The 12,161-nt window shown below is 46.7% G+C and carries 13 protein-coding genes and 1 pseudogene; 10 read left to right on the top strand and 4 right to left on the bottom strand.

Annotated features, from left to right (window positions below):
- Nucleotides 1-25 precede the first annotated feature (25 nt).
- The 4 genes from F3I47_RS13590 to F3I47_RS13575 form a co-directional block, all read right to left on the bottom strand.
- A complete protein-coding gene (locus F3I47_RS13590; RefSeq protein WP_150029137.1) occupies nt 26-391 on the bottom strand; it encodes a hypothetical protein in 366 nt (121 codons plus the stop codon).
- A gap of 155 nt (nt 392-546) precedes the next feature.
- Complete coding sequence (locus tag F3I47_RS13585; protein ID WP_140923096.1) at nt 547-1,245, bottom strand: DUF1868 domain-containing protein; 699 nt, start codon at nt 1,243-1,245, stop codon at nt 547-549.
- Nucleotides 1,246-1,315: 70 nt separating this feature from the next.
- Nucleotides 1,316-2,434 carry an ROK family transcriptional regulator gene (locus tag F3I47_RS13580; protein ID WP_150029136.1) on the bottom strand — a complete coding sequence of 373 codons (1,119 nt, stop codon included), beginning with the start codon at nt 2,432-2,434 and terminating at the stop codon, nt 1,316-1,318.
- 29 nt (nt 2,435-2,463) lie between these two features.
- Nucleotides 2,464-3,291, bottom strand: a complete 828-nt coding sequence (locus tag F3I47_RS13575; protein WP_223812725.1) for a glycerophosphodiester phosphodiesterase family protein — start codon at nt 3,289-3,291, stop codon at nt 2,464-2,466.
- A gap of 215 nt (nt 3,292-3,506) precedes the next feature.
- Here F3I47_RS13575 and F3I47_RS13570 point away from each other — a divergent pair, with 215 nt between their 5' ends.
- From F3I47_RS13570 to F3I47_RS13525, 10 genes and pseudogenes are all read left to right on the top strand, one after another.
- Nucleotides 3,507-4,574 carry an ABC transporter ATP-binding protein gene (locus tag F3I47_RS13570; protein ID WP_046102998.1) on the top strand — a complete coding sequence of 356 codons (1,068 nt, stop codon included), beginning with the start codon at nt 3,507-3,509 and terminating at the stop codon, nt 4,572-4,574.
- Nucleotides 4,571-5,440, top strand: a complete 870-nt coding sequence (locus tag F3I47_RS13565) for an ABC transporter permease (protein ID WP_150029135.1) — start codon at nt 4,571-4,573, stop codon at nt 5,438-5,440. The genes F3I47_RS13570 and F3I47_RS13565 overlap by 4 nt, the downstream gene beginning before the upstream one ends.
- Complete coding sequence (locus tag F3I47_RS13560; protein ID WP_140923103.1) at nt 5,437-6,279, top strand: ABC transporter permease; 843 nt, start codon at nt 5,437-5,439, stop codon at nt 6,277-6,279. Before F3I47_RS13565 ends, F3I47_RS13560 begins: the two co-directional genes overlap by 4 nt.
- 15 nt (nt 6,280-6,294) lie before the next feature.
- A complete protein-coding gene (locus tag F3I47_RS13555; RefSeq protein WP_150029134.1) occupies nt 6,295-7,395 on the top strand; it encodes an ABC transporter substrate-binding protein in 1,101 nt (366 codons plus the stop codon).
- Between the two features lie 325 nt (nt 7,396-7,720).
- Nucleotides 7,721-8,764, top strand: a pseudogene (gene umuC / locus F3I47_RS13550) (translesion error-prone DNA polymerase V subunit UmuC); the annotation flags it as partial.
- Nucleotides 8,765-8,928: 164 nt separating this feature from the next.
- Complete coding sequence (gene ycgZ, locus F3I47_RS13545; protein WP_140923105.1) at nt 8,929-9,168, top strand: regulatory protein YcgZ; 240 nt, start codon at nt 8,929-8,931, stop codon at nt 9,166-9,168.
- 55 nt (nt 9,169-9,223) lie between these two features.
- Complete coding sequence (locus F3I47_RS13540; RefSeq protein WP_010670499.1) at nt 9,224-9,502, top strand: hypothetical protein; 279 nt, start codon at nt 9,224-9,226, stop codon at nt 9,500-9,502.
- Between the two features lie 1,059 nt (nt 9,503-10,561).
- On the top strand, nt 10,562-10,933 hold the full coding sequence (locus F3I47_RS13535; protein ID WP_190311325.1) for a LuxR C-terminal-related transcriptional regulator: 372 nt from the start codon (nt 10,562-10,564) through the stop codon (nt 10,931-10,933).
- A gap of 16 nt (nt 10,934-10,949) precedes the next feature.
- Entirely contained in the window at nt 10,950-11,234 is a 285-nt protein-coding gene (locus tag F3I47_RS13530) for a hypothetical protein (RefSeq protein WP_140029386.1), read from the top strand.
- Between the two features lie 51 nt (nt 11,235-11,285).
- Complete coding sequence (locus F3I47_RS13525) at nt 11,286-11,990, top strand: antitermination protein (RefSeq protein ID WP_150029132.1); 705 nt, start codon at nt 11,286-11,288, stop codon at nt 11,988-11,990.
- The last annotated feature ends 171 nt before the right edge of the window (nt 11,991-12,161 follow it).

Raw genomic sequence — 12,161 nt, 5'->3', positions numbered from 1 at the left:
TCTGATTAATATTCTGGGAGGGTTATTAAGTTTCACATCCCCGGATTTTAGGTTGGATAACTGTTGAAAACCATTTGGCTAGTATCCCGTTCACGAAAATAAACTCGTGATAATTAACTTCATACTCCTGAAGGTAACTGCATGAGATTAAGTCGTATTTATATGTAGTCTTGCTATACAGATAAAACAGCATGCTGGTTCCATTACTCAGGTTTATGATTTTTAGTGGTAAGCCTAATGAAATCAGCAGTTCATCCTGAGATGCCCCTACCCATGATGCAGCGATATCTGAAGCAATCTGATCATATTTATTAAGCATCAGATTACCAAGTGGAGAGCCTGCGCTCCCGGATAAAATGAAAACAGGTCTAACCATAGAAAGCCACCTCATGTAATTCTCCTTCACAGAGCGACCTGACAGTTATGTTGCTGATAGTTAATTTTTTTATTGAGCGCGACCTGACCCTGTTTAATGTAGAGTTTCTTTATTTGAATATTTCAACGCTGCGAGGTCGGGAAAACAATAAAAACCATGTCGAGCCGGATTTAGAATATTCTTCGGAATGAATACATGTCCCGTAAGGTACAGAACTCAAATTCCCGAATGGTAATGTTACCAGCCTTCGCAATCATTTCTCTCCACTCCATGCTTTTATCTCTGTACTCCAGCATTTCCGCTCCATCAAGAGTCTCCAGAAGATATCCGAGCGTAATATGGTACTGATAGGAGCAATGATCGTCGCGACGAATACCCGTTATTTCTGACAACTCATCTCTTATTTTCTGAAGACGATTGTGTGTAGTCTGATCGGCCGGTTTTAGCGGGATGAAAAAATTATCATTTCTTCCCGGTAATGGTGCGTCTGAGTCCACTATGAAATCAAAGGATTCAGACAGGCCTGGCTGACGTAAATTAAGTTTATCCAGAAAACATCTGTTAAGCTCCTCCAGCTCCAGCTCACGAGATATACCGGCTGGCCATGGGCCTGAATGACGATCGCACTCGTTTACACCGGTAAAAAGCGTAATGTGGTAACTACTGGATGGAAGGGCCGTCATTTTCCTGAAAAAACTGGTTTCCGGCAGTGCTCTGTATACATTAAGAATTGTATCAAAAGTCTTAAATCCTTCCCCCTGCTGTTCAAGGTGGCCAAGAAATGTATTACCCGCAAAAGGTAAAGGACACCCGGAGGATGAAAATTTTCTTCCCACATCCGGGGCGTAACTGACAAAATCACGTGACATATCCCATCCTCTTTTACTGATATACGGGCCGGCGTACCCTTTACACCAGAGTAAAACTAATCCGGCACTGCTACTTTTTTATATTCAGTGTGTAATATAAAGGCAGCATTGCTGCCCCGCGTGACGCACCCTCTTTACTGAAAGCAGAAGCTTCAATTTGTGCTGATGGCCGTAACGGCTCTAATCGTCCGCTGACTCTGAGTTTGAGCTCCTTCACCAGCCGCCCGACGATTTTTTTAGGCATCGCGCCACCCAGCGTGATAACTTCAGGGTCCAGCCACTGGATACAGCTGAATATAATGGGTTCCAGTTGTTCACTGACACGCGCTATCCAGCACTCAATAACCTTATTCCCGCTGCCAGCAAGGCCATCAAGTTCATCGGGATCCAGACCGGCCTTCTCCAGAGTGATAAGCAAATCTTTATAAGAAGGCCTTGGCAGTTCGAGTGGGAAACTCATTCCAAGTTCTCCGGCATTCGAAAACCCCCCACTCAGAAGCTTATTGTCAGCAATAATGCCTGCAGCAATTCCGTAACCCAGATCAATAAGGACCAGGTCAGAAATGTTACTGTGATTACCGGAGTAATATTCGGCAATGACAGAAGCATTTACGATGTTTTCTACCCAGGTCGGGTAAGGTAACGCTGCAGCAAAAACTGCCTGAAGGTCAACCTCCCTCCAGGTATCAAGCCATGCTACTGTCTGTCTTTTACGGCCGTCTTTTTTCAGGAATCCCGGAACGGCATATCCAATGCCCAGTATTCGTGAGTTACTTAAACGTTTCTTTTTAAGTGCACCGGCAACCATCTGTATGACCTGATTGACCGTATGGGCTATTTCACGGTTTTCAGTATGTTTTTCTGAAACCTGTATGAGCGGTTTTCCGCTTAGGTCAACGACGGCAATGTCAATAAACCCAGGACTGAAGGAAACGCCTACAGAGCAGGCCCCTCCTGGGTTCAGGCGCAGGGGTAAAGAAGGCTGACCACGCTTGCCATCATGTACAGGCTCACCCTCGATAATCAGCCCGGTAAAAATCAGTTCACGACACTGCTGTGTTATAGCTCCCGGAGTCAGTCCTGAGAGGCGACTGAGTTCGGCACGTGTAACGGTGCCATGATTCCTGATCAGGTCGAGCAGGTTACGCTGCGTCGCGCTCAGTTCTAAAGGTGCACTGACTAAAGTCATGATAATTCCTATATGCGGGTATCAAATGGTTAAGCACATTTTAACCCGGCATCTTTGATGAGTCTTTTGACATACAGGACGTCATCATGGCTGACCATGTCAATCAGACCTTCCTTCATCCAGAACAGTATCTCGCTGCGGACATCATGCCCGAACTTAAAACGGTAGTACTCCAGCGTATCAAGACCGAGCTTGCCCGGAGTAAGGTAAAGGCGTACACCTAATCCCGCCTGCTTATAGGCCTTCAGATCGTCTATATGTGTATGTTCATATTCAAGACAAACACAATCAGCACCCGAACCGAGAATAGCTTCAAGCTGATTCTTATAACGTTCAAGTGAGACTGTCTGAATCTTCAGACCCGGAACACTGTCCCTGACCTGATTAAGCAGTACATGGTTAAACCCCAGTAACTGCATTCTTTCGATAATGCCGGTTCTGGTGTTCACCAGTTGGGTGAATCTTTCAATAAAGCGGTCAAGACGGCAGCGCTGTTTTATCTCTACGACAAGACCCATATCGTGTCTGATCGCCCAGTCAAAGATGTCATCCAGTAGCGGTATAGCAGCCTTTCCTTCTTCGGAGGAAACGCTGACGCCAAAGTCATACGTTCTCAGTTCGTCGAGAGTCATATTTGCCACATAACCAGAGCCATCCGATACTCTGTCAATGCGGTAATCATGAATAACCACCATTTTCTCATCCTTAGTCATGTGCACATCGAGTTCAATACTCGACATTCCAGCCAGGCGTGCGCCATCAAATGCTAAAAGCGTATTTTCAGGATACTTACTGGAGTATCCACGATGGCCGTTCGCCAGTACGACCCCTTTACTGGCCTGATGGAAGTTGAACACGTTCAGCACCTTTGAGAAAAAGTATTATTCTTCACTATTAAGTATGTTATCTAAACTTAATAAAAAAAGCAGCGAAAATCTAATTTATTTTTTTATTTAATAAAATCATATACATACAGTTTTCTTAATGAGGGTTATCCTCAAGCAATTCACTGTCACAAAATTTTAATGTTTAATCATTAAAGTTAATCGTGATGATAATTAGGGACTGCATGATGGCTAAACTGAGACTTGAAAAAATTACAAAGCGTTTTGACGAGTACTATGCAGCGAGAGAGATCTCTTTCGATGTTGAAGAAGGGGAGTTTGTCACCCTGCTGGGACCCAGCGGATGCGGTAAAACAACCCTTCTGAAGATGATTGCGGGATTCGTTACCCCAGACAGTGGAAACATCATTCTGAACGGTCAGGCAATTAATACACTACCCCCGGAGAAGCGAAGCACTGCGATGTGTTTCCAGTCTTACGCTTTATTCCCTCATCTGAATGTTGTTCACAATATTGCTTATGGGCTGAAGCAGAAGAGGATCCCCCCTGGCGAACAGAAAGCTACGGTCAATACCGTGCTGAAACAGATGGGCCTCGGATCACAAAGACACAAAATGCCTTCTCAGCTTTCAGGCGGGCAACAGCAAAGAGTTGCGATCGCGAGAGCCATGGTAACAAAGCCTCACGTCATGCTTTTTGATGAACCTCTTTCCAATCTGGATGCAAAGCTGCGTGAAAGTGTGAGATATGAAATCAAACAGCTTCAGGAGCGCCACAATCTTACATCAGTTTATGTGACGCATGACCAGAGTGAAGCGCTCTCCATGTCAGACAAAATTGTGGTACTCAATGCAGGGAACATTGCGCAGGCAGGCACACCTGAAGAAATATACTATCAGCCGGCAAACCGCTTTATTGCCGATTTTATTGGTGCGGCAAATATTATGCAGGCAACCATATGCAGGGCAGAACAACCCGGCTATTACAGGGTATCCACTTCAATGGGGGGCTTCTACGTCAGCTCTTCGAGAGTACCTGAAAGCGATCATTGCTGGATATGCTGGCGACCCGAAGATGCTGTATACATTCCGGAAAGCAGAAAAGACTCTAATCACTTTACCATCACCGTTGAAAGTATGGCTTTTATGGGAAACCATACCGAGGCTTTGGGGCACACAAGCGATGGAACCGGCGTGCGGCTGCAACTTATAAAAAAACCTTACTTTAAAACCGGTGAGCAGGCATGTTTCTATTTGCCTGAAAATGCCATCGTATTTCTGGAGCCTGTGATATGAAAACTAATGTCCGGCAGGAGTTATTTGCCTGGCTTCTTATGATAAGCGGGCTTGGTACTATCCTTATGCTTATAGGCTCAACATTCTATGTTCTGATAGCGCAGAGTATTGGCTATTTTAATCTGACGGGTGAAAGTTATTTTACACTTCAGTACTGGTCCGGGATGCTTCGCGATCCCGTACTGGTGAGCTCACTTCTTTATTCATTGAAAGTTTCACTTCTCGGAGCCCTGGGGGCCGTTATTCTCGCCTACCCCATCGCTTTATGGCTGAGAAAGCCGCTGCCCATGAAAGAAAGTATCATTGCCATACTGCGTATACCTATGTTTATTCCTGGCCTTGTTGCAGCCTTTTTATTTATTAACATCATTTCATTCCATGGTGTTATTAATGAATTCCTTCTGGCCGCAAAAGTTATCGCTGCGCCGCTGCGTATGCAGAATGACAGTTTCGGCACGGGAGTCATTGTCCTGCAGATATGGAAGAATATGCCCTTTGCGCTGATTCTGATAAGCAGTTCAGTGAATACTGTGAAAAATGATCTTTTAAACGCATCGGTAAATTTAGGCGCTAATAAGTGGCAGCGGTTTATCACTATTGTACTGCCACTTACCCTGCCCGCAGTGCAGGTGGCATTGATTATTGTATTCATTGATGCGATCGGTGACTTTGCTTTTTACTCAGTCGCCGGGCCTCATGATGTTTATTCACTTGCGCGACTGATGCAGTCAACGGCTATGGAGTACGGAGAATGGAATAACGCTGCCGTGATTGCCATGATCATCATGATAACCTCACTCTTATTCAGTATAGCAGTTAAGTTAATGATAACACCTTTCATGACATGCAAAGGCGACCTGAAATGAACGTGAACAGTCCAGAAAAGACCAGTGTAGTCATGAGAGTGTCGGTAGCTTTTTTTCTCATTGCTAATTTTATATGGCTTGGGCTGCCCGTGGGCATGGCGGTAATATGGTCGATGGTTGACCCTGCACATCCCTGGAGTTTCCCTGACATATTTCCGGACAGCCTCTCTTTCACAAGATGGGTAAATATGTGGCAGACGACATCGCTTCCTGACGCTATGTTCAACAGTTATTCGATAGCGTTAACAGTAGCTCCCCTGAGTCTGTTACTGGCTCTTCCTACTGCTTATGCTTTCGGACGCATACCTTTCAGAGGAAAAGGGATAGCTGAAATCCTGACGCTGATCCCGCTCGTTATGCCGGGTATGTTGATCGGCATATTTTTCAGCGCCATGATCTTTCAGCTCAATATCGAAAATCCTTTTATCAGCATCGTTACGGGACATACTGTCCTCGCACTGCCTTATGCAATAAGAATACTTTCCGCCGGTTTCCGGGCTGTACCGCAGGAGATGATTGACGCCAGCCGCGATCTGGGTTCGGACAGGTGGGCAACATTCAGGAATGCTTATCTGCCTTTTCTGAAGAGTGCCATTCTTGCTACTCTGATACTGTGTTTCGTCAGGAGTCTTGAGGAATTTTCCGTTTCATATGTACTGGGTTCACCGGATTTTATTACCATTCCGACAATACTTTATTCTTTCCTTGGATACACGTTTGTAAGACCAGACGCAGCAGTTGTATCAATGATACTCATCATTCCTAACATTTTCCTTATGATCATCATTGAAAGAGCGCTGAAGGATAATTATGCGGCTGAGGCAACTGGCAAATATTAATATGAAGAGGTTAATATGAAACGCTTTTTAACTTTAACTACCGTTATAACGGTTACTTGTCTCTCTTTTTCCGCGGCAAAGGGAGCGCAGCTTTCAGAAATGACGTGGAGCGAGGTTGTCTCCCAGGCAAAAAACGAAGGGACAGTTAACTTTAATGTCTGGTATCTCAAGCCACAATGGCGAAATTTTGTAAAAGAATTTGAACATGAGTACGGTATTAAAGTAATCATTCCTGAATCGACCATAGACGGGAATCTGAATAAAATTCTTGCTGAAAAAAATAAAGAAACCGGGAAGCTTGATGTAGTAGGCTTTACGATGAGCCAGATGCCACTTGTCCTTAACTCTCATACCGTTTCGCCAGTAGCATGGCTTCCTGAATACCAGAATGGCTATAGTCAAGTCAATGGTACCGACTTCCTGGGATATGGCCTTGCATTCTGGGGAAGCCAGACCGGGTTTGCGTATGACCCGCTGCAAATGCAGGACAAAAAACTGCCTCAGACTCTGGAGGAGCTTCAGGGCTTCATCGACAACAATCTAAATTTATTTGGATACAATGATCCGCAAAATGGCGGGGCGGGTGAAGCTTTTATACAGAGAGTACTGACACTCCACGGACAGGGAGAGCATAAGTTAGCTGATAAAGCAGACCCGGCCGTTCTCCAGCAGTGGGATAAAGGATGGGAATGGTTTATTAAAAATAAAAGTAAAATCACGCTCACAAAATCGCAGGCAGACAGTCTTACCCGTATCAATGATGGCGAGCTTATTCTGGCACCTGCGTGGGAAGATCACCTGCTGACTCTTAAAAAAACAGGTGCAGTGACATCACGCATAAAATTTTATGTACCCGGGTTTGATATGCCTGCCGGTGCCAACGCTGTAGTAATAGCTAAAAATTCAGCACACCCCGCTGCATCTGCTCTGTTTGTCAACTGGCTGATCAGTGAAAAAACGCAAAGCGAACTCCATAACGTTTTTGGCTCAATTCCTGTCAATAAACATCTGAATAAGGAATTCGATGAGAAATTTCAGAAGGTAAGCTTTTATAACGCCCCATACAGCGTTGAGCTCAAAAAAGAATTTTCAAGGCGGGTATTGCTGAGACGATAAAATTTACCGTTAAACATTTTCCGCAGAATAAATGATTTTTATCAGGTTACACATCCTGTCTCTCATCAATAAGGTGCTATATCAGCTCTGGTATATGCACCTTTTGTCCTGTTCACGATGCGCGCGACTCACGCTCGCTTTCTGTGACCGCATTAAAAGTTATATGTGGCACACAGGTCAGGTGCCAGTAAGAGGTAATTCCCAGGGGAAATTTCGTGTATTAAGTTAAAAATCATTAACTGCGCATTATCTGGACTGACAAGATGGATTCTGCTTTTCGCTCATAGCAGCCATTCCAATCCAAACTAATCGTGTAGATTTTCCATTCCACATAAATGCCGATATGAGCAGCCGGGTTATGACAACGCTGGAGCAGATGGCTCCCAGCGTGGAAGTCTATTCGATAGACGAAGCGTTCCTGGATCTGACCGGTGTGCGCAACTGCATGGTTCTGGAAAACTTCGGACGGGAAGTGCGTGAGACGATCAAACGTAACACGCATCTGACCGTGGGCGTGGGCATCGCACAGACCAAAACGCTGGCTAAGCTTGCAAACCACGCCGCCAAGAAGTGGAAGCAGACTGGTGGCGTCGTCGATCTGTCGAATGTTGACCGGCAGCGAAAGCTGATGGCACTGGTGCCGGTTGAAGAAGTGTGGGGAGTAGGCAGGCGTATAAGTAAAAAACTCAATGCCATGGGCATCACCACAGCCAGAGACCTCGCCGAACAGAGCACCTGGATCATCCGCAAACACTTCAATGTTGTACTCGAGCGTACCGTCAGGGAGCTGCGCGGCGAACCCTGTCTGGCGCTCGAAGAATTTGCACCTGTCAAACAGCAGATTGTCTGCTCGCGCTCGTTCGGCTCACGCATCACTGAGTATATGGATATGCGGCAGGCAGTGTGCGCATTCGCCGAGCGTGCTGCTGAAAAGCTGAGACAGGAGAGGCAGTACTGCAGGCAGATAGCGGTTTTTGTCCGGACCAGTCCGCATGCCGTCGGTGAGGAATTTTACGGTAATCAGGCAATCGGCAAACTGCTTACCCCTTCAAACGACACCCGCGATATCATCCGCGTCGCTATGGATGCGCTCGACCGCATATGGGTGGACGGGCACCGGTACATGAAAGCAGGCGTGATGCTGGGCGATTTTTACAGCCAAGGCGTGGCCCAGCTCAGCCTGTTTGACGAATATCAGCCGCAGGCAAACAGCGAGGCCCTGATGCGGGTCGTCGATGGACTTAATCAGAGTGGTAAGGCCAGTCTGTTTTTTGCAGGGCAGGGGATTCAGAAATCCTGGTCTATGAAGCGGGATATGCTGTCGCCTGCCTACACAACGCGGGTATCGGACCTGCCCCGGGCAAGATAAGACTCCAGTCAGGCTGTAGCAGTACTCCACCCGGATGGATACTCTCCAGCATCTGTCCTTGTCAGTAGCTGTTGTAAGCGAAACGGAAATATCTGTACAAAGCCAGGTTTTCTGTATAATTTTCGCAAAAAAGGTTATTTTCGAATCATACAGTGGGGTCAGTCATGCAACTGAATCTTAGCACCACAGGTTCCAACAGCGATATCGCTGACTATTTCAGCCGTGCAAATCTGCTCCCGCTGCAGGAAACGCTTGGTTCAGTTGTTGCTGAGATCCTCAGTTCAGGTCAGACACTGAATCGCAAAGCTATCTGCTTAAGGCTGATTGTACGTCTTGATAAGGCTTCATCTGATGCAGAAGAACAGCAGTTGCATGCGCTGATTGAGCTTTTGTTCAGCAAATGAGTGTGATTTCACTGCCATCTTTTCGGTGTCGTGAGACAGGAGACCAGCCGCAGTCATGACAGAACAGGATATGCAATTGCTGCGTGATGTGCTCATCGGGGAAGCGACTCTCGCCATACTTAATGACAACACACGTGTCTCATGGCCGGGCATACTGAACAAGCTGAACAGTTTTCTTAAAACAGAAAGTGATATACACAGGATTGATGCCCTGAAACTGGCTATCAATGATGTCAGCGACGAAATCAAAAGGCGCGATGCACTACAGAGAAGTGCTATGGGAGAATTCACCATGAACTCAACCGACAGTTACGATGACCTGACCTGGCATTGATCGTCATTTCATATCCCTTTTTGCTGATGACAGTACAGTGCCCTGCGTGAGGTGTCTGCAGAGATATCCCGACAGGGGGCATTTTCTCTCTGATGACTTGAAGGGAGATGTGTATTGACCTTCTCAGTCCTTGTGCGCAGCGCAGCGGTATGGAAATGCTAATGGGCCTCAAGGACGCAACGGGATCATCCTGATCGGCTTCTGGCGGTCGCCAGACTTCATTTCATCTGCTGTTCAACGAATTTAAGACAATTGGAGCAGGCTATAGTGTCAATAGTGCTATCACGCAGTCACTGAATCGCACGCGTAATGGTGTCAGCTGTTTCAGTATTGTTCGGCGTCGGCACCCTCGGTCATGCCTGCCATCTCATCTGAAGTAATATGCGCTTTCTTTTTCAATTTGTATCAGGATGGTTTTAGAGATACCCCGTAGCATCATGTAATACTCCCTTTCTGTGAGTGGGAAAAAAGCACTCCTCTCATTATCTTCCCTATTTTTTCATGACTGAAAGGTGATTTTCACGGTGTCAATTTAACCGATATGTGAGTATCTGAATGAAAGTATAAATCCTCCTTCTAATATTCAGGCTCGTCAGAATTCATTTTGGGTAGGAATGGGTGCTAACAGGAGTCTGAAAGTTTTTCCTAATACTAATCCTGGTTCAATGTTAATTCATTTTATTCAGCAGGTTACGTTTAATGCGTCAGGCTGAGAATCTCCAGTGCCAAACGATTGCATTGAATGTGCAGCGGGATGTGAGTAGTAATAATATGCGTTTTGAGGAGGGTGAGATTAGTTTTTTTGGCCTTAAATGCCAGAGACGGATAACAGGATATGAATAGTAAAGAACGCTGTGTTGTGGTCATCGGTGACAACAATATTTTGCATTACGGTTTATTCAGCCTCATAGACAGTGCATGCAGTAAAAAAACCTGACAGTTTTATCGTGCAGGGACAGCCGGAAATTCAGTATTCATTCAGCAGCCAGATATCAGGGGCGTTATCATCTCGCCGTTATGTGCCTGGGATACGATGACTTTTTTCCCTGCTGGTTCAGCTTGTTTCTGACACTGGTGCGAAAAACCAACGGTAATGTTCTGGTCTTCACTGACAATCAGGACCTGCTGGATAGCCGGAAAAGGAGTCTTCTGAACCGCGTCTGTGATATGGAGTTTGTTCTGGATGTATCCATGCCCGTTTCATACATCGCGTTTGTGCTCAGACGCTATCTGGAGAGAAAGCGTTCTGAAAGAGAAAACTGCAGAATAACCCTGCGCGAGCATGCCGTTATTGATGGATTTCTGAACGGAATGGATGTCCGGCATCACTCTTCATTGCTGGGGATCCAAATCCGGACGGTCTATCAGCACCGGAAAAACTGTGCCAATAAGCTGGGCGTCAGGAATCTTAAAGATTTACTCAGGCTCTAACAGCAGGGGAAGTCGCGTGCCTGTCATCAATATTCATAAAATCGACTGGTTTCGGATCCTCACCGACCTGAGCCGTTCCGGTTACTCTCTGCAGGACATCGCAGACGAACTGGATGTGGTGGCTTCCACACTTATCGGGTGGAAGAAAGGGGCCAGCCCCCGTCACCATTCTGGTGAAGCGCTCATTGAATTGTGGTGCCGGGTGACGGAGAAGGGCAGACACCAGCTGCCCAGGGAAAAATTTGTTCAGAAATTCATTTTTCATTCGCGAGAACGCGTCTGCAGGCATTCAGAAAAATGAATCTGAACCGACTCATAGTGCCGGTGGCATTCTTACCGGCACAGAGTCACTATGATGAAACTTGAAAGTGTTGTTAAGTACCATTCACCGCGCTCCGTTTCGCCTTTCACCCGCCAGTCCTCCCGTTCACCTGATGATATGACCGGCAGCGATGTGATGGCTGCACTGGGTATGACACAAAAGCGAGCCCCTCTCGGTTACTCCGCCTTCTTCGGTAAAATGCACCTGAGTCGTTACGACAGAGATCGTGCCATACGGTTGCTCACCATGACCGGTATGAAGGCATCAGCCCGGTATCCGGCCCTTGCAAAACTGCCGGAAGAAGAGCGTATGGCCATCATCACGACCATCGCGGGCTATGCCTTTCTTGATTATGCGCGCAGCCCGGATACTGAATCGCCATGTCATGCCTGTCACGGCACAGGCCTGCGCAACGGAAAGTGCTGCAGCAAATGCAGCGGGAAGGGTGTCGTGCGAGCAGCCTGCAAGGACTGTAAAGGGCGAGGGGAAGCGCTTAACCGTGTGATGACACGCTTTCAGGGCGTGCCGGTTTATCAGCCCTGTAAGCGGTGTTCCGGGCGCGGCTTTGAACGTATCCCTTCCGCTGTTGTGTTCAGGGCGGTGTGTCAGGTCACGCAGGCTGTTACGCTGGATACGTGGAACAAGAGCGTGAAGCAGCTGCTGGAGTTTCTGGTCGCCGAGCTGCACCGGGAAGAGGCCTGGGCGGAAAAGCAGCTGACACATATCACTAAGTAGCAAGCGATAATTAAATCTACGATGTTATCGCTCGCTATTTACTTTTCCATTTTTTGTGTTAGATTGACTCCAACGATGGGTAAATGACCCTCAAGAAATTCCTGTTAAGCCCTGGCATGTTGTCAGGGCTTTTTTATGGCCGGATGCCGTCAGTGTATCCTGCTCATCCAC

Source organism: Pantoea sp. M_10 (assembly GCF_008631515.1).
Taxonomy (GTDB): domain Bacteria; phylum Pseudomonadota; class Gammaproteobacteria; order Enterobacterales; family Enterobacteriaceae; genus Pantoea; species Pantoea anthophila.
Note: the sequence above shows the minus strand (reverse complement) of the source record. Positions and strands in the feature narration are given on the sequence as shown.